Raw genomic sequence first — 20,598 nt, 5'->3', positions numbered from 1 at the left:
TTTTTCGCATGCCTGCTGCATAGGCTTACCGCCACAACAGACGGCGCAGCCCCCCGCCCTCGGTGGCTTGTTCAACCGTTTGGGTGATGATTTTTTCAGCCATGCGGCGAATTTGTTGCGCAAATGGATGCTTGGGGCGGTCCAACACAATCGGCACCCCCCGATTGACTGACAACGCCACTGGCCGCCCGCCGCTCCCAAACTGGAAGGCGATGGGTTTCCCTAGCGAGCGCTCGATTTCTCGGGGTTGGACCCCCACGTTGGAGTCGGCGCGATTGAGCAACAGATGAACGCTTTCAAGCGGCATTTCCAGCTTGTCCACAAGTTCCAGGAAGCGGCTTGCGTTTTTGATGGTGCCAACTTCGGGGGTGATGACAAGCATGATATCGTGGGCGTTTTCAAGCGCAACTAGTGTGCGTTCATCATAGCTCGATTGGCAATCAATCAGCACGTAATCATACGCCGTTGTCAGATACGTGATGATGGCTTGCACATGGTCGGGACGTACCAATTCGGCTTGTTCGGGGAAAAAGGGATTGAGCAACACGCGCACACCACTTTGCTTGTGCGTAATCAGTGCTGATTCAATCGTTTCAGGGGTGAAGGTGGGGCTTTGGATGATGTCAATAATCGAAACAGTCGGTGGAATGTTCAAATGCACCCCAACGGTCCCGAAGTAGAAATCAGCGTCCATCACCACAACACTTTGCCCCGATTGCTCGCGTAGGGCGATGGCAAGGTTGACCAGCAAAGTGGTTTTGCCTACGCCGCCCTTGGGACCAAAGAAGCAGATAACACGCCCTTCTTTCTCAGGTTGCTTGTCCGGCTCGACCATGCGTGTGCCATACACGCGGGCAAGCAGCGCCTTGACACGCAATAACAGTTCCTCGGGGCTGAAAGGTTTGGCGAGGTAATCGTCTGCGCCGGCTTCAAAACCGGCCACTTTATCGCTGATGTCCGCTTTGGCGCTGACGATGAGGATAGGCACGCGCATAATCGAGGGCGTAGACCGGATTTGGCGTGTCAATGTAAGCCCATCAATGCCTTTCAGCATGACGTCAATGATGACCAGGTCGGGTTCGTACTGGATCGCTTTTTCGTGGGCGTCAGGCCCACTTTCGCTCATGATGACGTTGTAGCCTTCTTGCACCAATGTCCAGCGAATCAACTTCGCTGACGCTGGGTCGTCTTCAACAATAAGGATGAGGGGGACTGTTCGCTCAGCTGTCATGACAACAACTCCTGTCTTTGCAATTTGGCGCGATTACAGGCTAGTGGGCTCGCTTGAATAGGATGCTCTCATTTTAAATGTAAAATCTTACAATTTATATAACAAAATAAAAAACGTGGAATGGGGCTCTCTGCTCCAATAAACGAAACCATGTTCCATTTTCGGGGAAATGCGTTTGGGCAAATAGTGTGCCTGCGTATAATCCGCGCGCTGACTCTGCACCAACCAATCAAGATGGGAATTGAGGGGTATGGAGACGCTGATTCAACGTATCGCTACCGACCTCGGCTTACGAGAAACCCAGGTTGCCGGCGCTGTGCGTTTGCTGGATGAAGGCAATACCATTCCGTTCATTGCGCGCTATCGAAAAGAGATGACCGGCTTGCTCGATGAAGAGCAGTTGCGTGCTGTTGCCGCGCGCCTTGACTATCTGCGCAATCTCGAAGCCCGCAAACAGACTGTGCTGGCTTCGATCGCCGAGCAGGGGAAGTTGACCGAAGACTTGCGAGCCGCAATTGAAGCTGCCGAAACGCTCCAGGAAGTTGAAGACCTCTATTTGCCGTATAAGCCGAAACGCCGCACACGCGCCACTATCGCCCGCGAGCGTGGTTTGGAGCCGCTCGCCGACGTGATTTTGGCGCAACCTGACACGGGCGACCCGGAGACAGTCGCCATGGCGTACCTTTCCGAGGAAGTGCCCGACGTTGAAGCCGCTTTGGCGGGGGCGCGCGATATCGTCGCCGAAGTGGTGGCTGAAACAGCGGCGGTGCGCCAATTGGTGCGTGAACGCTTGCAGAAAGAAGCCGTCTTGCGCGTCGAATGCGCCGACGAAACCGCTGACCCCCAGCGCAAATACGCGCTCTACTACGATTTTCGCGCCCCCGTGCGTGAGCTACAAGCCTATCAGGTGCTGGCCATCAACCGAGGGGAAAAAGAGGGCGTCTTGCGTGTGGCGTTTGAGTTGGATACAGACCGCCTGGTGGAAGAGATTGCGGCGCTCAGTGGCATACGGGCGGCGTCACCTTTTGCGGCGGAATTTCAGGCGGCGGTTGAAGATGGGTTCTACCGCCTGATTGCCCCCTCGGTCGAACGGGAAGTGCGGCGTTTGCTAACCGAAAGCGCCGACACGGTGGCAATCGCAACGTTCAAAGAAAATTTGCGCAACCTGCTCTTACAGCCGCCGCTCAAAGGCGCTACGGTCCTCGGCATAGACCCAGGCTACCGCACTGGGTGCAAAGTCGCCGTATGTGACCCGACGGGCAAAGTGCTGGCCACGGGGACGATCTACCCGCATGAGCCGCAAAAGCAGTGGGAAGAAGCCAAGGCGATGCTGCGTCAGTGGATTGAGACGTATCAGGTGCGTGCGATCGCGATTGGCAACGGCACAGCAAGCCGCGAAACAGAAGCGTTGGTTGCCGAACTGCTAGGGGAACTGGGCGGCGAAACGGCGTATGCCATTGTCAATGAAGCGGGCGCAAGTGTGTATTCGGCTTCACCATTGGCGCGCCAGGAACTCCCCGACCTGGACGTTTCCCTGCGCGGCGCGGTCTCGATTGCACGCCGCCTGCAAGACCCCCTGGCCGAATTGGTGAAGATTGACCCCAAAAGCATTGGCGTCGGCTTGTACCAGCATGATGTGGACCAGAAAGCGCTGGCCGAGGCGCTCGACGCTGTGGTGGAATCTGTCGTCAACAGTGTGGGCGTGAATGTGAATACCGCCTCGCCCGCCCTGCTGGAACGGGTAGCCGGTTTGACGAAGCGCACCGCGGCGAACATCGTCGCCCATCGCGATGCGCATGGACCATTCCGCACGCGCCAGGCGTTGCTGGATGTGAAAGGGCTGGGCCCCAAAGCCTTCGAGCAAGCCGCCGGTTTCTTGCGCATTCCCGACGGCGACAATCCGCTCGACAACACCGCCATTCACCCCGAAAGTTATGCGGTGGTGGAACAATTGCTCGCCGCCTTTGGTGAAACACGCATCACATCCGAGACATTGCGCCGCTTGCCGCTGGCTGATTTGAAAGCGCGTGTGCCTGAATTGGCTGCGCAACTGGGTGTTGGCGAGCCGACGTTGCATGACATTCTGGATGCGCTCGCCAAACCAGGGCGCGACCCGCGCGACGATTTGCCGCCGCCTATTCTGCGCCGCGATGTGCTGAGCATGGACGATTTGCGCGAAGGCATGGTGTTGCAAGGCACGGTGCGCAACGTGGTGGCGTTTGGCGCTTTTGTGGATATCGGCGTCAAGCAGGATGGGTTGGTGCACATTTCCGAAATGGCCGACCGTTTTGTGCGCGACCCCCATGAGGTGGTGCGTGTGGGCGATGTGGTGAAAGTGCGCGTGCTCAGCGTGGATAAAGAGCGGGGGCGCATTGCGTTGAGCATGCGGCTGTGAACACGCGCCGGTCGGGCAACAAAAAAGTGGCGACATGTGTCGCCACTTTTTTCATCTGTTCCCACTTCTCAGGAAGCAGCCGCTTCAACGTCGGTTGCCGCGGCTTCATCATCTGTTTCGTCGTTCGCCTCGTTTTGCAGCTCAGCCAGGCGAGCATGCAGGGCTTCGATTTGGTTTTCCATCTCGGTCAGCGTATCTTGCAGCGTCTGAAACTGGTTCACATCCAGCAAAACGGCAACCGCCCGTCCGTACTGGGTAATCACGAGGGGGCGTTGCGTTTCGCGAATTTTTTTGATGACTTCTGCGGCACGCAGCCGCAACTCTGAAATGGGAAGCACATCTTCGACTAAATCAATACGTGTTGCCATTGCCCATCCTTTCGTCCAGAGCCTGCGCAACCTTCATGTCGGTCGTGTGTCAAAATTGTATCATGCGCCTTTGAACAATGTCAAGCAAAATTTTGCTCATTTTTTGGTACAATTTTTGTTCTACCCGTCAAAAAATTGAAAACTTGCGCCCAGCAAAAAAGGCGGCCATGTGGCCGCCTTTCCATAAGAGGGGAACCGCTTTACGAAGCGGAAGGTGAGGTTGGGGTATCGTCGTCTGTCGCTTCGTCGTCAGTCGGTTTGTCTTCTTCCGCCTCTTCGTCTGTTGCCTCTGTTTCCAGGTCTGCGAAGAGTTCATCCAGAGGGTCGGGACCGGTTGGTGCTGGTGGCGCTGGTGGCGCTGGCGGTGTCGGCGTCGGCGTCGCTGGCGGTGGTGGCGTGTTGCCGCTATCGCCCGGCAAAAAAGCCGAGATGCCTTTGCCGCCATACACCTGTTGCCCCCCGCGGCTCAAAACCACTGCGCCTGCCCCCAGGCTGATGACGAGCACCGAGACGGTGAAACTGAGCAACCCGCCCATGAGCGGCACAACGTCTGTCAGGGCGCGCAAAATCTCGATAAGCACGACCCCGACAACCGCCGCCGTCGTGAGGCGCACAGCCGTCACGTTCAACCCTTTCAGCAAGCGCTCGCCGAGCAAGGTTCCAGTCACGATGAGGCCGTAGAGCAAGCCGGCGACAAGAATCACAACCAGCACGAGCGCCACGGGGATGCCGATAATGGTGATGGCTGACAAAATGATGAGCAGAACCATGGCGAGGATGCCCAGACAGCCGACTGCAAAACTTTCAATCGGGCTTTGTTCGGCGGTGCGTGTGGCGTTGCGCAGGGCGTTGGGGGCAAGCAACGCTAGCAAGAACGCCAGGGCACCCAGGATGAAAATCTTCATGACGGTGCGAAAACCCCACCACATCGCGGCAAGCACCATCTCCATGGGACCACGCGCCCGAACAGCCCCACCTTCCAGGAAGTTGAACGTGCCGGGCGTGAAGTTGAAGCCCAAATCGGGGAAATCGCCTGCTTCGGCAACCCGCCCTTCGACCCGTGCGCCGGCTTCACGATTGAGCGTGCCGCCTGCCAGTGCGACATCACCCGTGACAAGCGCCGTTTCGCCCAACGTCACTTGCCCGCCAAAGACGGCGATATCGCCGTCTACAGTCCCATCCACTGTTGCCGACCCGCCGGCAATGGCAATATCGCCGCGCACTTTGGCGTCTTGTTCCACGACAAGCGACCCGCCCATAATGGCGATATCGCCGCAGAAGGTCTCACCGCTTTCAATCGTCATGTTTTGCCCCAACAGGGCAACATCCTCTGTGCGGTCGCACGTATCCGCCCAGACTGGGGTGGCGGCTAGAGTGGCGACAATCGCCAAAAGCCCGAGCAACATCCAAAATGTGCGCTTCATTGCAAGCCTCCTTTCTTTTACGCCTCGACCAGAACAGGGGAAGTGCGTTGCACAATGCGTAGAAGCATGAGCCAAGTCAAACATGCCAGAATGCTCAGGCTGGTTGTAAGCCACAAGAACTGGTCAAACATCACTTGGTTGAGCTGGACGAGGAAGGTGAGAATTCCTTCACCCAGCAATTGCGCACCTTCCATCAACGTGCGTCCACTTTCGACAAAGACATCGGGCATGGTGAGCAGCCCCAGCCATGTCCCCGACGAGAGCAAAACCATCGCCAACAAGAAACTGCCCAGCGCAAATGTGCCGCCCATCAAGGCAAGCAACAGCCACAAGCGTTCACGGCGTCGCTGTGCGTTGAACGCATGCGCAGCGGCGCGTTGTGCAAAGCCGGGCGGTGGTGTGGCTATCGGAGCCGCGCGCAGCACCGTATCCAGGTGGCGCAACGCCTGCCACGTCTCCATGCATTCCTGGCAAGCGCGAATGTGCGCGCGCAACAATTGCCATTGTTCATCCCCCAATTCATGGTCGAGTGCGTGCGACATCATGATTTGCACCTCATCACAAGATATGGTGTTGGTTGTAAACTCACTCATCATCGTTCCCCCAACGCAATCATCTTAGGAATACGTTTCATTTTGTCGTTTCGTCGAATTGACCGGCTGTGATGAGCGGTCTTTGCCGTTTGTACGAGCATGCGGCGGGAGCAGGTCTGGGCTTTTTTCGCGCATCAGTTTCGCCAGGCGATGGCGGGCGCGATGCAAGCGGCTTTTCAACGCGCTCAGGCTCAAACCGGTTATCTCGCAAATTTCTTCGTAGGAGTAGCCGTACCAGTAGTGCAACACCAGCGGGAGCCGATAATCCTCCGGCAACTCCATCAACAGCGCTTGCAGGCGTTCGTCGCGGTCGCGCTCGGCAACAACCTCTTCCGGGCGCGCCCGGCGCGAGACCAGTGGTTGCCAGGGTGGAAGTTCCTCAATCGAAACCTGTTTCAAGCGCCGACGGCGCAGGCGGTCAATGCAGTGGTGCGAGGCAATAGCCAGCACCCATGAAGAAAATTTGCGGCTTTGGTCGTATGTGTGCAGTCGGCGGTAGAGGCGAACAAACGTTTCCTGAGCGGCGTCTTCGGCTTCCGCCGCATCGCCCAGCATCCGATAGCAGAGGTTGTACACTGGCGTCGCGTAGGCTTCGACGAGCGCCGTAAATGCGGCTTCGTCTCCATTCAACGCGGCTTGTACCCACGCCAGTTCCTGCTCAATGGTTTCACGTGTGGACATTGCCCCACCTGTTTTCCTCTTGTGTTTGCATGCTTGCCATACGCAACGCTGCATGTGTAGGTTGCGCGCGAATGCCGTGAAAGACAAATCTCTACGGCTGAAAATTTGAACAAGCCCTGCTTTTGAATATACTAAGCAGCGGATACGCCCCCGTAGCTCAGTGGATAGAGCACCGGCCTCCGGAGCCGGGTGCGCAGGTTCGAGTCCTGCCGGGGGTACTGTTGAAGCCACCGTGCTGGGTGGCTTTTTTTGTTCGCCCCAACCCGTAAACCTCACATGGAGTATGCTCATGCGCAAAACAGTGGCTACATCTCTGCTTCTGCTGCTCTGGTTGAGCGTAGCCTGCCGCCAAACACCACCCACGCCGACACCCACAGCGACGCCAACTGCCACCAACACACCCACGCCGACACCTACCTCCCACGCTCAGACAGGGCTGCTGGCAGCCTGTCCTGTGGACGAGCAGCAGCACGCCATGCGTGAAGGTGTGGCGCTTGCGTGGGAGCAGTTGCCTTTGCAAGCCTGCTATGACCTCTGGCTGGATTTGCGCTCGATTGAAGAGGGGACTTATGAGGGCAAAGGCGTCATCACGTTTCTCAACGGGAGTGGCGCACCGCTCGCGGATATTGTGTTGCGGCTCTATCCCAACGCTGATGTGATTTACGGCGGCGCGCTGGAATTGCTCTCGGTTGCGGTGGATGGCGTGAACCGTTCAGGAGAAGCGATATTGGACGATGGAACAGCGTGGCGTATTCCCCTTGATACCCCGCTGGCGCCCGACTCCCTGCACACGTTGCATGTGACGTTTCGCGGCACGCTTCCTGTTGATTTTCCCGCCGACGACATTTACGGCATTTTCCACCTGAGCCGCCGCGAACCAATAGCCGCCCTTGCAAACTGGTATCCCATGCTTGCCGCCTGGCGCAATGGCGCGTGGGATGTGCGCCCGGTTTACGCCGAAGGGGACGCCGTTGTCAGCCTGACGTCGCTCTACCGTGTTCAGGTTGAGCACCCGCCGGAGTGGCAGATTGTGAGCACAGGCGTGGCTTTGGATGAAACCCCAACAAAGAAGGTGCTGGTGAGTGGCCCTGCGCGCGATTTTACGATTTTGGCGTCGCCGGCGTATCGGCACCACGAGCAAGTGGTAGATGGCGTGCGCGTTCACCATTGGGGCTTCACCGATGATACGCAACTGGCTGAAAGCGCGTTGCGTGTGGCGGTGGACGCGTTGCGCTTGTTCGATGAGCGTTTTGGCGCCTATCCCTACGCCGAATTGGATGCCGCGGCAATGCCCATGCAAGCCGCGGCGGGTGTTGAATATCCGGGCTTGGCGATTGCCGCACAGAACCTGTACGAAACGGAAGGCGGGCGGCGCTTTTTGCCGGTGGCGCTGGCGCACGAGGTTGCTCATCAGTGGTGGTACGCTGTGGTGGGGAGCGATGTGCTGGCGGCGCCCTGGCAAGATGAAGCGCTGACCACGTTTTCATCCTTCCTCTACTTCGAGGTGCATGACCCGTCTTTTTACACGCAACTGCTTGACGTTTACCGACAGCGTGTAGAAGAGTTTGAAGCGCGAGGGGCGGAACCGATTGCCCAGCCCTTGGCGGCGTTTGAGGGGCGCGGTGAAGCGTATGGCGTCGTGGTCTATCTCAAAGGGGCGCTCTTTTTCCAGGCGTTGCGGGAGCGTTTGGGCGATGAACACTTTTTCGCCGCGTTGCAAACCTACTATCGCGAGTGGCAATATCGCCTGGCGCCGCCCGACGCATTGTTGAATGCGTTTGAAGAAGCGTGCGCGTGTTCGCTGGATGCGTTCTACCGCGAATGGGGCGTGCGTCAATAGAGCGAGACCGACACCACCGGGGCGTGCTTATGGCGTCCGGGTGGTGTCGGTTGCCGAGGCGTTTTCTTGCGCGTCGAGCACGGCGCGAATCATGTGCCCGCCTGCGAGGAAGAAGAGCAGCGGGGCAATGGCGATGAAGGGGGGCACGAACAGATACACCACCAGTGAGACGAGCCCCACGAACAGCCAAAGCAGAAGCATAGACCCCATTGCGCGAATGCCCAACAGCACGCTATTGCGCCACGCCAGGCGGTGCGTTTGGTTGATGACGTAGAAGAGCGGCGCCATGGGGAGCACGGCGAGCGCCACGAAAAACGCCCCAACGATGATGCCTTGCATGAGGCGCGCCCACGCGGCGTCGCGGATGGCGTAAAATTGCCAGTTGACGAGCAACACCATGGTGACGGCGAGCACGATAAACGCCCATGTGTAGCCAAAAATCCAGTGTTGGCGTGCGCCCTTCACCCAATCGCGCCACGAGACGGCATAACCGTTGACGATGCGCCATGCCAGTGTGGCGTGCGCCATGAGCACCAGCGGAATGAGCACCACCGTCATCCCAAGCAGACCGCCGACAATCCCCATCAGCAAAATCAAAAAGGCTTCATCCCACAGGTCGCGTAAAAAACGGCCGAATACTGCCCCCAATAACATGCCTGACGTGCTCCTTACGTATTCGTTGGGTTGGTTTTCAAACTGAGTTCGCGGAGAATGGTCAAGAGTTCCGCCAAAATCATGGCGGTTGCGCCCCACACTTTGTACGGTTCAACGTAGTAAACCGGCACATGCACAGGCGCGTCGCGCAAGTTCCAGCGCTCGATGCCAATGTGGCGAGGCGTGAGAAAGTGCGCCAGCGGCACAAACAGCACACATTGCACTTCGTCGCTTTCCGAGAGCACGCGCGGTGGTGTGTCGGCGAGCGCCACTTGTGGATAAACGCAAAAATTGGAAGGTGGCACGTAAATCGGCGAGAGCGTGCCAATCAGGTTGACGCTCTCGGCGGATAAGCCGATTTCCTCATGGGCTTCGCGCAGCGCAGTTTGCGCAAAGGTTTCGCCTTCTTCACACCGACCACCCGGAAATGAAACTTGCCCCGCATGATGCGAGAGGTGGGCGCGCCGCACGGTGAGCAGTGTATGCGGCGCACCGTCCACAGGAAAAAGAAGCACTAACACCGCTGCTTCACGGCAGGGCTTCCCCTGTACCAGCAGGCTTTCAGGTGTCGCCCGTGATGAGGGCGCCATGGTCAGATGCGCTTGCAAACCGGGCAGTGGGTGGCGCAGGCGCTCTTGCAGTTGTTCGATCAGTTGCCAATCGAGTGTTGGTGTCATGGTGTTTGGCTCTCTGTCTCGGTGATGGGGGCGCTGATACGAATGTACGTGTTGCCAATACGGTTCTCGACGACTTCTACATTTTCATGAATAAGCCCAATCCAGAACGCCGGTTCTTCGCGTGGCGGCAGGTCCAGAATGGTGAGCCCGCCCCACACCGTGACCGTTTGCCCTGGCATGAGGTATTTTTCGCCGGTGATGGGGTCAATGTAGAGTTCATCATCGCGCCCAAGTTGCCAGCGGAACGGGTAGGCGCGCCCGTTGTGCGTGAGATTGCCTTCAAAATCAAGCCCCAGGCGGAAGGAGCCATCGCTGATGGGTTCGTTTTTGTTGTTGTAGTTTTCGCGCGTGGTGTAAATAGTGCCTGGTTCGGGACCATGGGTGCGCACGGGGACGTTGCCGATATTGGTGACGGTGGTGGTGAAGAAAATCGTTTCGCCCAATACCACCGCGTCGGTGTTGAAAATGACATCGTGGCGTGTGATGGCGACACGCGGCACCCCGCCTTGCTCGATGCGCAGCGTATCCGTCGCCACAACGCGGTTGCCCACGCGGTCTTGCGCTTCCACAACAACGGTATACTCGCCGTCTGGCGGTGGTTCAGCCCCCAAATCAACCCCGCCGTCATAATCGTGAATGTGTGGACCCGCCGCTTTGGGTTCGTGAATTTTGTCCTCAGGAACTGGATAGGTCTCGCCGTCCGGCCCAAGCAGATAGACTTCGAGGCGGTCCACATCTTTGGCAAGCCAGTACGAAATGGTCACGCGGTCATCAATCCCGTCGCGGTTGGGAGTGAAAACGCGCGGCGACACATCGAGATTGAGAATTTCGGGCATTTGCGTGTCGGCGTCGCGAATGACGAGCGATGCTTCGGCGCGCACCGTATCGCCGGTCGGGCGCCCGTCGCGGTCAACGGGTGTGGCTTCGATGATGACGCGGTACGTGCCGTTGGGAATCATGCGGTCGTTGACGACGCCCGAAAACCACCCTTCGTAGCGCCCCGGCGAGCGCAGGGCGTTTTCACGCCAGACATAACGTTCCCCGGCGCTCTCGCCGTCTGTGCGCTCAAACGTAATCGTCACCAGCGCGGTTTTGCCGATATGATACGTGATGACGGTCACATCGTTGTCGCCATCGGCGTTGGGCGTGATTTCAGCAGGGGCGACGGTCACATCGTACAACACCGGGCGCGTGAAGGCGCATGCCGTGCCCCACACCGACATCCAAATCGCCAATAGACTGACAACGAAGACATGCCACGGTCTCTTGTGAATTCTCATTGCACACAGCCACCTCTTGCTTGAATTGCCAGCGCGAAGTATAGCACGAGATTGGGATTTGCGAACATGGTTGAATGCGATGAAGATTGAAAACCTTGCTTGCTCTACGCTCCCATGCTACACTTGCGCCCGCTTTTGCCTGATACTCGGTGCACCAAACACGAGCCGTACCGCGTTTGATGAACACGAGTGCATGAGATGGCAACCTGTTGAATGAGGATGACGCTTATGAACAAGCGACTACTTTTGCTTTTGAGCCTGTTGGTGGTGGCGGTGTTTGCCGTTTCAACCCGTGTCACAACCGCCGCACCCAACTTGCAAGCCAATATCGAAGTGACATCGCCGCGCCCCAACGCTGTTTTGCGCGGCACGGTGAGCATTCAAGGCACCGCCACCCATCCCGATTTTTGGAAGTACGAAGTCCATTTCGCGCCGGGGCTCAATCCACCCAACGAAGCCTGGTCGGTTTTGCTGGTGAGTGAGCAGCCGGTGGTGAATGGGCAGTTGGCGGTGTGGAACACGGCGACGGTGCCCGACGGCACTTACAGTTTGCGTCTGCGCGTGGTGCGGCGCGATGGCAACTACGAGGAAATCATCGTGCGACCGGTGAGCGTGCAGAACAGCGGCCCTGAGCCGACACCCACCCCCGAAGGCACGCCCACACCGCCACCAACGTTGACTGTGCCGGCGGGCGTGGTGGCCACGTTGACGCCTGTCCCGCAAACGCCCATCATCAGCCAGCCAACCATTCAGGCACCGCCCACAGCCACACCGCAAGCCACCCGTGAAGCCGTGGCGGTTGCGCCCACGTCGGCGCCCTTGCCCAACGCCCCCGTGGACATTGACGAAGTCACCTCGGCGTTTAGCCTTGCGGCAATTCGCTCGGCGTGCCTCTTTGGGGCGGGATTGACGTTGACCATTTTCCTCTTCGTCGGCGCGCTGCTCCTGATTCGCCGCGTGTTGAGGCAAATGCTCTGATGGCGGCGCCGTATCTGATTGTTGGGTTGGGGAACCCCGGCCCGCAGTATGCACGCAATCGGCATAACGTTGGGTTTCAGGTGCTTGACCGGCTGGCGGCGCGGCATGGGCTTTCATTTTCACGCACCATGCACCGCGCTTTGGTGGCCGAAGGGCGCATTGATGGGCGGCGTGTCATTCTGGCGAAGCCGCTCACCTACATGAACAACAGCGGCGAAGCCGTAGGGGCGTTGGTGCGCTATTTCAACATCCCGATTGAGCAGGTGTTGGTGGTGTACGACGACATGGATTTGCCGCAGGGGGCTTTGCGTTTGCGCCCCAAAGGGGGCTCAGGTGGGCAGCGCGGCATGCAGTCCATCATCCACCATTTGGGGACGGAAGTGTTCCCGCGGTTGCGTGTGGGGATTGGACGCCCACCCGGCCGCATGGATGCGGCGGCGTATGTCTTGCAAAACTTTTCGCCTGACGAAGAAACCATCATGGAAGAAGTGCGCGAACGGGCGGCGGACGCCATCGAAACATGGCTGCGCGAAGGGTTGCAAGCCGCCATGAACCGCTTCAACACCTGAAGCGCCTGTGCGACATGGAAAAGCGCCCCATGTGCGGGGCGCTTTTTTCATTCCTGCGAGGGGGCATGACGCGTCATGAGCGGCAAATGTTGGCGCACTTCGCCGACATCGGCGACGGCGTCGGCTAGCACTTCAAGGCTATCGGCGATGCGTTCGCGTGTTTCGGGGGGAATATCAGCCAGCATGGCGGCAAGCCGCTTTTGGAGCCGCGTCAAAATGGCGAGGTAGACTTCTTCACCTTTGGGCGTGAGCGTCAGAACGAGGGTGCGCCGATTTTGGGCGTTGGTTTCGCGGTTGACATACCCACTGGCGACCAAACTTTGAATCATCTTGCTCATCGTGGGCATGGAAACATCACGCCAGCGGGCAAGGTCGCCCAACGACGACCCTGGATGGCGGCGCAGAAACGCCAGCACACGGAGTTGCTGTAAAGTCAACGTGTTGCCCAACTCTTCACGTGCGGCGGCGTTCAGGCTGCGTGAAAGGTAGGGCACCACTTCAATGACCTTCGCGGCTAATTCTAACTCGTTCACGGTTGATTCCCCCCTGTGAAATAGTTTGTCTGCCTAAATGTAGAAGCAAGGCGAAGGTCTGTCAAACAACCCTGGCGTGCAATTGCTCATCCAGCCGATATTGACGTTGGCGGGCTTGGCGGTAGCGTTCGCTCTGCTCTGGGCGCGGATGATAGCGCCTTGCGAGGGGGAGAGGAGGCGCTGCGTCGAGTGTGAGCGCGCCCAGCGTATCGAGCGCAAGCAGGGCGACGCCGCGCGCCGAGGTTTCGATGGGGTGTGGAAGCCCAACGGGGCGTTCGAGAACGTCTGCCGCTATTGCCGCCCATGCAGGCAGATGCTGAAGCGCGCCACCGCTGCCAATCACGCTGGCGTTGTGCGCAAGGAAGGGGGCGCAGCGGTCGAAGATGGCCGCCCAGCGGTAGGCGATGGCTTCGAGAATGGCTTGCACGATGTCGGCGGGGGTGTGGGCAAGGGTTAGCCCGTGGATGGTGGCGCGGGCGTCGGCGCGCCAGCCGGGGCTGCGTTCCCCCGCCCAAAACGGCAGGATGGTGAGCCCGTGGCCATCGGCGGGACGGGTTTCGAGGATGCTTTGCACATCGGCGCTGTTCAGGGCGAACGTGCGGCGCGCCCAATCAAGGATATTGCCGCCTTCGCTCAATGCCCCGCCAATCAGCGCATGGCGGCGCGTGACGCGGTAGCACCAGAGCCCCCAGGGCAGGGTTTCGGGCGGGGTGGTGGTCATGAAACGCAGGGCGGAGGATGTGCCTACGGTAAGCGCAACATGGGCGGGCGAGGTACAACCACTGCCGATATTCGCCGCTGCGCCGTCGCCTATGGGAGGCAGCCAGGGCACACTGCGCAGGTGCGGCCAGCGTTGCGCCCACGGCTCGCGCAAGCCGTGGAGCGGGTTGTCGGCGTCAGTCAGCGTGGGCAAGGCATGTGGCGCGAGGTCGAGCGCGGCGAGGAGCGGGGTGTCCCATGTGAGCGTGTGGCGGTTGAGTATCCCCAGCCATGACGCGTTGGAAAGTGAAACGCGCAGTTCGCCAAAAAAACGCGCCATCAGGTACGCGTCAATCGTCGCCCAGGTGCGCACCCGTGCCGCGAGATGGGGGGCTGTTCGGCGCAACCAGAGCAAGCGCGCGGGAAAGTAGGCGGTGTGGAAGGGGCAGCCGGTGCGCTGGAACGTTTCTTGCTCCGGAAGGGTCTGGCGCAGGGTTTCAACGTCCGCAGCGGGGCGTGTGTCGGCGTAGATGAAGAGAGGTGTGAGGGGGCGTTGGTGCTCATCCAGCCCGACGATGGTGGCGGCAAGTGTGCATGCGCCGACCGCGGCGACATGTTTTAGCAGGTGGGCGTGTTGGGCGGTGAGCGTGTCGAGGCAGTGGCATAGAGCGTTCAAAACGGCGTCGGCGTCGGTTTCGGCGGTGCCGTCTGTGGCGGTGCGAAGAGGGTAGGTGGCGCGCACGAGTGTGCCTTCGATGTGGCGTGCGTGGCGGTCGAAGAGCAGGGCGCGCACGGAAGATGTGCCGATGTCCAGGCTCAGGATGAAGGGGGCTTCGGCGGCTGTGGTGGAAATGGTGCTGGAAAATGATTCTGCCATGCTCTGCTTCTCACCCATTTGTCGATTTTGTTGACATAACGCAAAAGCGGGGCGTGCTGTTAGCCCCGCAATAACGTTTCCGCCGCCGCCAACACCGCTTCAACGGAGATACCGTGGACGCAGGGATGGTCAGCAAGCACCTCTTCAGGCCAATCGAGACGGTGGCAGTACTGGCAGGCGAGGGCGCGTGTGACGACGCGATGCCGCTCAGGTGGTCCCCAGGGACCAAAGGTGGCGGGGCTGACGGGACCGTAGAGATGCACGGTGGGCGTTCCCACGGCAACCGCAATGTGCAATGGACCGCTGTCTGGTCCAATCACGAGGGCGCAGCGTTCAAAGAGCGCCGCCAGTGTGGGCAGGTCGGTTTGCCCGGCAAGGTTGACGAGCGGGGCGTCTGTGTGTGCGGCTACAGCCGCGGCAAGGTCGCGCTCGGCGGGTCCCCCCGTCAGCACGAACCGCGCCCCGTAGCGGGTGTGGAGCATGGTGGCGAGCGCCCCCCATTTTTCCGGACGCCAGCGCTTGACGGGCGCGCCACTGCCTGGGTGAATGGCGACCAGTGGACCACTGCCGGGGGGTGTTGGAAGGGTGCGCGCCCGTGCACGGGCGGCGTCGTCGAGCGGGAAGAAGAGTGGGGCTATGTGCGGCGAAAGCGTGGCGGGAACGCCAAACCGGTTCAGCAGGCGGGCGTTCTGCACCACTTCGTGAAGCCCCTCGGTGTAGGGAACGGCGTCGGTCAGAAACGGTGCGAGCGCCGGTGTGGCGTAGCCGATGCGGCGCGGGATACCCGCTTGTGCCGCCAACCAGCCGCCCCACCAATGGTCGAAACGCAGAATGACGGCGGTGTCGAAGCGCCCGGCGAGCGTCTGTGCCGCGCGAAAGAGGCGCGCGTAGGGGTCCCACAATGAGCGCCGTGGTTGGCGGTCGAACCAGGGAAAATCGAGCGTTTCCACAGCGTCAAGCGCGGGATGACCGGTGAGCAGTGGAGCCGCCCAACGCCCCACCAGCGCGGTGATGTGCGTGTGCGGCAACGCTTCGCGCAACAGCGGCAAAACGGGTGTCAGGAACAGAATGTCGCCCAGATGGTCGGGACGGATGAGCACGAGTCGGCGCGGCGTGTCGGGCGGTGGTGGTGTGGGGCGGCGAGCCGCCAGACGTGCAGCGGCGTGCAACAGGAGCAGGCGCGCAGTGGCGCGCAGGTTGGGGGGGCGCAGGGGTATCATGGTGCGCGGGCGTGTTCGAGCAGTGTTTCGTAGAGCGTTTCCAAACGGGGCACCAGCACGCGCCAATCGTAATGCGCGCGCACATATTCACGCCCACGGGCGGCCATGGCACGGGCGGCGTTGGGATTGGTGAGCAGGTCTATCGTGTGCGCCGCAAAGGTCTCGGGGGTATCGGCGATGGCAAGGTGCTCATTGTGCCGCACACCCAGCCCGGCGCAGCCGAGCGTGGTGCTCACCATGGGGCGCGCCATGCTGAGCGCCTGCAACACCTTCAGCCGTGTGCCGCTCCCCATGCGCAAAGGCGCGATGACGACGGACGCCCCTTCAAGGTACGGCTCAATATCGGGCACAGCCCCCGTGACGTGGATGCCCTCTATCTCGCCCAGCGCCTGTACCGCCGCCGTGGGGCGTTGCCCCACAATCCAGAAACGGGCTTGCGGAACAGCCGCGCGAATGCGTGGCCAAATCTCATGGGCGAACCAGAGCACAGCGTCCACGTTCGGGCGAAAATCCATTTTGCCGGTGAACACCACGGCGGGGTGGTCGCGCAGTCTGGCGTGAGGCGCCACGCGCCCCGGCGCAAAGCGCGCAGTGTCCACACCATTGGGAACGACGAGGGGCTGGCGTCCACTCAACGCGGCGAGGCTCTCGGCGTCGGCGTTGCTCACACAGGTAAGCCCGTCGAAGCGGGGCAACATGGTGGCTTCGTAGCGGCGCAATTTGTGCCACTGAATGAACGAGTAGGCGGCGGCGTGCCAGCGGCGAGGATTGCGCCGGTCGGCGTGCCAGGCGCTGGCTTGTAGGTCGGCTTCGGCGTTGTGGGCGTCGTACACCCAGCGGGGACCACGGGCTTGCCCCAACCAGGGTTCACAGAGCGCCATGAGTTCCAGCCCTTCCACTTGCACGATGTCGAACGCGCCTTCGCTCAACGTCTGCGCCAAAGCGGAAGCAATCTGCGGATGCCAGAGCCGTAGCGCCAGGTCGGGGCGCGGGGATGCCAGCAGTTGCCAGAGCCGCCGTGCGGTTGAGCGGGTGGGCTGGGGCAACGCCGTCAGCGACGCCACATGGTCGCGCACGGTTTGCGTGGCGTGGTCGGCGATGGATTGCCCCGGTGCAAGCAGTGTGAACAGATGGACTTCGTGGCGGCGCGCCAATTCACGGATGAACGCCCAATTCCGCAGGCTTGCGCCTTGATGCGGGGGATACGGCAGTTGCGGCGTCATGAAGAGCAGACGCATAGACGCCTACTCCTCAGTGGAAAGCGTGTCGGGCAAGGGTTTGCCGAGTACCTGCATGTACACACGCAGATGCTCGCGGGCGGCTTTTTCCCATGAGAACATGCGGGCGCGTTTCAAGCCTTTTTCACGCAACATATCGCGCAGGGCGGAATCGTTCAGCACGCGCCAGATCGCAACGGCAAGTTCCTCATCATCTTCGGGGTTCACACGCAACCCGGCGTCGCCCACCACTTCGGGCAGGCTGGAGACGTTGCTCACGATGGTGGGCGTGCCGCATGCCATGGCTTCCAGCGGCGTGAGCCCAAAGCCTTCGTAATAACTGGGGTGCACATGAACGGTCGCCGCATTGTAGAGCAGTGGCAGGTCTTCCAGCGGGACGCGCCCAAGAAAGCGCACTTGTTTGCCCAATTTGAGACGATGCACCAGTTGGAACACGTCTTCATAGAGCCAGCCTTTTTCGCCGGCAACCGCCAGCACCAGTTCGGTACGATACTCGTTTTTCAGGCGGTGCAGGGCTTTCAAGAGCGTGGGCAGGTTCTTGCGTGGTTCAATGGTGCTGACGAAGAGCACAAAGGTTTCGGGCAAATTGTACTTGCGGCGAACGGCGTCCAGTTGCTCGCGGTCCTGAATCGGGCGGTAGATGGGGTTGGCGGCTTCGTGAATCACCGTGATACGGTCGGACGGGACCCCCAGCAACTTCATGATGTCTTGCTTGGTGCTGTGCGAGACGGCGATGATATGGTCGGCGTGGCGTGCCGCACGGTCAATTTTGCCATAGTGGCGGGCGGCGTCTTCCTGAACAAAGTGGGGAAAGATGAGGAAGCCCAAATCGTGAATGGTGATGACCGACTTGTAGGTACGCCAAAACGGCGGAATAAAATCCGGTGAATGAAGCAAATCGAGTCCCAGCCGCGCAGTTTCAAGGGAAAGCGCCCATGGTTCCAAACGGTGGTGGCTGGGTGTCCAGAGTGTTGCGCGTTTGAAATTCGGCTGAGAGACGTAGATGGAAGGGTCCTTGCGACTTTGCAAGAGGATGTACTCGTTGTTGCGGTCAATCCTGGCAAGATGTTCGACGAGGCGTAGGGTGTATTGCCCAATCCCCGCACGCCGATAGGCCAGGATGCGTGCATCAATTCCAATTCGCATGCGTGCTACGCTGTCCTCTTGGCGAAAAAGTTTCCAGTTTGTTGAAGTGCGAGTGCATTCACAAGAGCAGATTATATCGAGAGCAGAGTGTTTGTCTAATGCGCATGCTCAAAGGCATGGTCCGTTTGGGTGAGCAAGAGGGGGACTGTTTGGGTGATGCAAATGGCAGGCGCCTGTGCCAAATTGACCCAAGCCCGTCGCCCGTGCTACAATGAACGTATCACAAGCGCATCGTTGAGTGGTGCGCTTTTTGTATGAGTAGGGAGCATGGAGACCATTTTGCGTAACCCGTACACTCTCACACTTGAAGAATGGCGCGACGTATTGGCTGAATGGGGTGAGCCGGCGTATCGTGCTCGCCAGATATGGCAGTGGCTCTATCGCCATTTGGCGCGTGATGCAGACGCCATGACCAATCTCCCCAAGGCGTTGCGCCGCCGACTGGCGGAGACGTTTGACTTCGACATTTTGACGCCGGTCACGCAGTTGCAATCCACAGATGGGCATACGCGCAAGTGGTTGTTGCGTTTACCCGATGGCGAACATATTGAGGCGGTTTTGATGGAATATGATACGCGCAACACCGCCTGCATCTCCGTGCAGGTAGGATGCGCGTATGCGTGCGCGTTTTGCGCCACGGGGCAGATGGGGTTGATACGCAACCTTGCCGCCGGCGAGATTGTGGCGCAAATTGTGCATATCGAGCGCGTTTTGCGCGACGCGGGGGAACGCCCCACTGAGGGTCATGCGTTGACGAATATCGTCTTCATGGGCATGGGCGAACCGCTGAGCAACTATCGTGAGACGCTGAAAGCCATTCGCATCCTCAATCATCGCGAAGGCATGGCGTTTGGGGCGCGTCGCATGACCCTGAGCACCGTTGGGCTGGTGCCCGCCATTCGCCGCCTGGCGGAAGAACCGCTCCAGGTCAACCTGGCGATTTCGTTGCATGCGCCCCGTGATGATTTGCGCGCGGCGTTGCTCCCCATCAACGCGCAATATCCCATCGCCGAACTTATGGAAGCCGTGCGCGAGTACATTCGCAAAACCAACCGCCGTGTAACGTTCGAGTATGCCATGATTGACGGCATCAATGACGATGTGGCGCTGGCGCACGAATTGGGGCGTTTGCTGAAAGGTATGCTGGCGCATGTCAACCTCATTCCGCTCAATGCGGTACCGGGTTCGCCGTGGCAAGGCTCCCCGCGTGAGCGGGTTCGTGCATTTGCAGACGTGCTTCAAGCGTCGTATAACGTCCCCGTGACCGTGCGGGTGCGGCGTGGCATTGATATTGCCGCCGGGTGTGGGCAACTCTATGCCCAGGTGGAACGTCGCGGTCGCAGTATCGTACCGCTTGACGCCTATCCCACCCATGCCGAAGCGGCGCGCGCCGCCGCCCGACGGCATACATGAGGCGGACGAGACCGAAAGGATGGCGCATGAGCATTTGGATTGTTCCCTCAATCTTGAGCGCTGATTTCACAGCGTTGGGAGAAGCCGCCCAAGCCGCCGAAAGCGGCGGTGCGGATGCTATCCAGATTGATGTGATGGATGGGCATTTCGTGCCCAATATCACAGTCGGCATTCCGGTTGTGGCAGCGTTGCGTCAGCGCATCCGCTTGCCTTTGGATGTGCACCTGATGATTGAAGAGCCGGCGCGCTATGTGGACGCTTTCATTGAGGCGGGGGCTGATATCCTCACCGTCCACGTCGAAGCCGACCGGCATCTGCATCGGACAATCCAGCACATTCGCCAACGGGGCATCAAGGCGGGCGTGGCGCTCAATCCGGCAACGCCCCCCGAAGCCGTCGAATACATTTTGCCTGATGTGGACCTGGTGCTGGTGATGACCGTCAATCCGGGGTTTGGCGGGCAAGCCTTTATCGAAACGATGTTGCCAAAAATTCGCCGATTGCGTACCATGCTGGACGCGCTGGGGCGCTCGGATGTGCCCATTGAAGTGGACGGCGGCATCAACGCCGAAACTGCGCCGCGCGTGGTGGAAGCCGGCGCGCGCTGGCTTGTTGCCGGTTCGGCGGTGTATGCGTCGCCGCTTGGCGTCGCCGGTGCCATTCAGCATCTGCGCCAACGTGCTGAAGACGCCTTGGCGCGCGTCTCATGACGAATTGGGGATGTACCTTGACAAGCCGGAAGTGGAGCAAAGAAAAACGGCCCCCGTGCGGGAGCCGTTCTC

General features: G+C 59.8%; 19 protein-coding genes and 1 tRNA gene. 7 read left to right on the top strand and 13 right to left on the bottom strand.

Translation table 11 applies throughout. The features are described from left to right. Positions 1–25 precede the first annotated feature (25 nt). A complete protein-coding gene (locus SE16_RS13490; protein WP_054494419.1) occupies positions 26–1,231 on the bottom strand; it encodes a response regulator in 1,206 nt (401 codons plus the stop codon). Between the two features lie 250 nt (positions 1,232–1,481). On the opposite strand from SE16_RS13490, the gene SE16_RS13485 reads away from it, so the two are divergent. Further along, the gene (locus SE16_RS13485; protein ID WP_054494420.1) at positions 1,482–3,626 is read left to right on the top strand and encodes a Tex family protein; all 2,145 of its coding nucleotides are present in this window, start codon (positions 1,482–1,484) and stop codon (positions 3,624–3,626) included. 68 nt (positions 3,627–3,694) lie between these two features. Here the strand turns inward: SE16_RS13485 and SE16_RS13480 are convergent, their stop codons facing one another. From SE16_RS13480 to SE16_RS13465, 4 genes are all read right to left on the bottom strand, one after another. Next, on the bottom strand, positions 3,695–3,994 hold the full coding sequence (locus SE16_RS13480; protein ID WP_054494421.1) for a type II toxin-antitoxin system Phd/YefM family antitoxin: 300 nt from the start codon (positions 3,992–3,994) through the stop codon (positions 3,695–3,697). A 200-nt stretch (positions 3,995–4,194) separates the two neighbouring features. Next, the gene (locus SE16_RS13475; RefSeq protein ID WP_054494422.1) at positions 4,195–5,418 is read right to left on the bottom strand and encodes a bactofilin family protein; all 1,224 of its coding nucleotides are present in this window, start codon (positions 5,416–5,418) and stop codon (positions 4,195–4,197) included. Positions 5,419–5,435: 17 nt separating this feature from the next. After that, positions 5,436–5,963, bottom strand: coding sequence for an anti-sigma factor family protein (locus tag SE16_RS13470; protein WP_054494423.1), 528 nt, complete (start codon positions 5,961–5,963; stop codon positions 5,436–5,438). A gap of 72 nt (positions 5,964–6,035) precedes the next feature. Then, entirely contained in the window at positions 6,036–6,692 is a 657-nt protein-coding gene (locus SE16_RS13465) for an RNA polymerase sigma factor (protein WP_054494424.1), read from the bottom strand. A gap of 146 nt (positions 6,693–6,838) precedes the next feature. On the opposite strand from SE16_RS13465, the gene SE16_RS13460 reads away from it, so the two are divergent. Both SE16_RS13460 and SE16_RS13455 read left to right on the top strand, forming a co-directional pair. After that, positions 6,839–6,910: transfer RNA gene (locus tag SE16_RS13460), tRNA-Arg, on the top strand. A 71-nt stretch (positions 6,911–6,981) separates the two neighbouring features. Next, on the top strand, positions 6,982–8,532 hold the full coding sequence (locus tag SE16_RS13455) for a M1 family metallopeptidase (RefSeq protein ID WP_054494425.1): 1,551 nt from the start codon (positions 6,982–6,984) through the stop codon (positions 8,530–8,532). 27 nt (positions 8,533–8,559) lie between these two features. On the opposite strand, the gene SE16_RS13450 is transcribed toward SE16_RS13455, so the two are convergent. From SE16_RS13450 to SE16_RS13440, 3 genes are read right to left on the bottom strand one after another with little or no spacing between them, the layout of a single operon-like run. Continuing rightward, positions 8,560–9,186 carry a hypothetical protein gene (locus SE16_RS13450; RefSeq protein ID WP_054494426.1) on the bottom strand — a complete coding sequence of 209 codons (627 nt, stop codon included), beginning with the start codon at positions 9,184–9,186 and terminating at the stop codon, positions 8,560–8,562. 14 nt (positions 9,187–9,200) lie between these two features. Further along, on the bottom strand, positions 9,201–9,863 hold the full coding sequence (locus tag SE16_RS13445) for an NUDIX hydrolase (protein WP_054494427.1): 663 nt from the start codon (positions 9,861–9,863) through the stop codon (positions 9,201–9,203). Continuing rightward, complete coding sequence (locus tag SE16_RS13440; RefSeq protein ID WP_152918246.1) at positions 9,860–11,143, bottom strand: hypothetical protein; 1,284 nt, start codon at positions 11,141–11,143, stop codon at positions 9,860–9,862. Before SE16_RS13440 ends, SE16_RS13445 begins: the two co-directional genes overlap by 4 nt. Before the next feature lie 228 nt (positions 11,144–11,371). On the opposite strand from SE16_RS13440, the gene SE16_RS13435 reads away from it, so the two are divergent. Together SE16_RS13435 and pth are read left to right on the top strand one after the other, a co-directional pair. Further along, positions 11,372–12,121 (top strand): hypothetical protein, encoded by a 750-nt coding sequence (locus SE16_RS13435; RefSeq protein WP_060687727.1) that lies wholly within the window; start codon positions 11,372–11,374, stop codon positions 12,119–12,121. Further along, the gene (pth, locus tag SE16_RS13430) at positions 12,121–12,690 is read left to right on the top strand and encodes an aminoacyl-tRNA hydrolase (RefSeq protein ID WP_054494430.1); all 570 of its coding nucleotides are present in this window, start codon (positions 12,121–12,123) and stop codon (positions 12,688–12,690) included. Before SE16_RS13435 ends, pth begins: the two co-directional genes overlap by 1 nt. 47 nt (positions 12,691–12,737) lie before the next feature. Here the strand turns inward: pth and SE16_RS13425 are convergent, their stop codons facing one another. From SE16_RS13425 to SE16_RS13405, 5 genes are all read right to left on the bottom strand, one after another. Next, positions 12,738–13,223, bottom strand: coding sequence for a MarR family winged helix-turn-helix transcriptional regulator (locus tag SE16_RS13425; protein ID WP_054494431.1), 486 nt, complete (start codon positions 13,221–13,223; stop codon positions 12,738–12,740). A gap of 61 nt (positions 13,224–13,284) precedes the next feature. Further along, complete coding sequence (locus SE16_RS13420) at positions 13,285–14,799, bottom strand: gluconokinase (RefSeq protein ID WP_060687725.1); 1,515 nt, start codon at positions 14,797–14,799, stop codon at positions 13,285–13,287. 59 nt (positions 14,800–14,858) lie between these two features. Next, positions 14,859–16,019 (bottom strand): glycosyltransferase family 9 protein, encoded by a 1,161-nt coding sequence (locus SE16_RS13415; RefSeq protein ID WP_054492093.1) that lies wholly within the window; start codon positions 16,017–16,019, stop codon positions 14,859–14,861. Continuing rightward, positions 16,016–17,257 carry a glycosyltransferase gene (locus tag SE16_RS13410; RefSeq protein ID WP_054492092.1) on the bottom strand — a complete coding sequence of 414 codons (1,242 nt, stop codon included), beginning with the start codon at positions 17,255–17,257 and terminating at the stop codon, positions 16,016–16,018. Before SE16_RS13410 ends, SE16_RS13415 begins: the two co-directional genes overlap by 4 nt. A gap of 6 nt (positions 17,258–17,263) precedes the next feature. Continuing rightward, a complete protein-coding gene (locus SE16_RS13405; protein ID WP_054492091.1) occupies positions 17,264–18,403 on the bottom strand; it encodes a glycosyltransferase family 4 protein in 1,140 nt (379 codons plus the stop codon). Positions 18,404–18,670: 267 nt separating this feature from the next. Here SE16_RS13405 and rlmN point away from each other — a divergent pair, with 267 nt between their 5' ends. Together rlmN and rpe are read left to right on the top strand one after the other, a co-directional pair. Continuing rightward, on the top strand, positions 18,671–19,816 hold the full coding sequence (gene rlmN, locus SE16_RS13400) for a 23S rRNA (adenine(2503)-C(2))-methyltransferase RlmN (protein WP_054492090.1): 1,146 nt from the start codon (positions 18,671–18,673) through the stop codon (positions 19,814–19,816). A 26-nt stretch (positions 19,817–19,842) separates the two neighbouring features. Further along, positions 19,843–20,526, top strand: coding sequence for a ribulose-phosphate 3-epimerase (gene rpe, locus SE16_RS13395; protein WP_054492089.1), 684 nt, complete (start codon positions 19,843–19,845; stop codon positions 20,524–20,526). Positions 20,527–20,598 lie beyond the last annotated feature (72 nt).

The sequence above is a fragment of the Ardenticatena maritima genome, from assembly GCF_001306175.1.
GTDB classification, from domain to species: domain Bacteria; phylum Chloroflexota; class Anaerolineae; order Ardenticatenales; family Ardenticatenaceae; genus Ardenticatena; species Ardenticatena maritima.
Note: the sequence above shows the minus strand (reverse complement) of the source record. Positions and strands in the feature narration are given on the sequence as shown.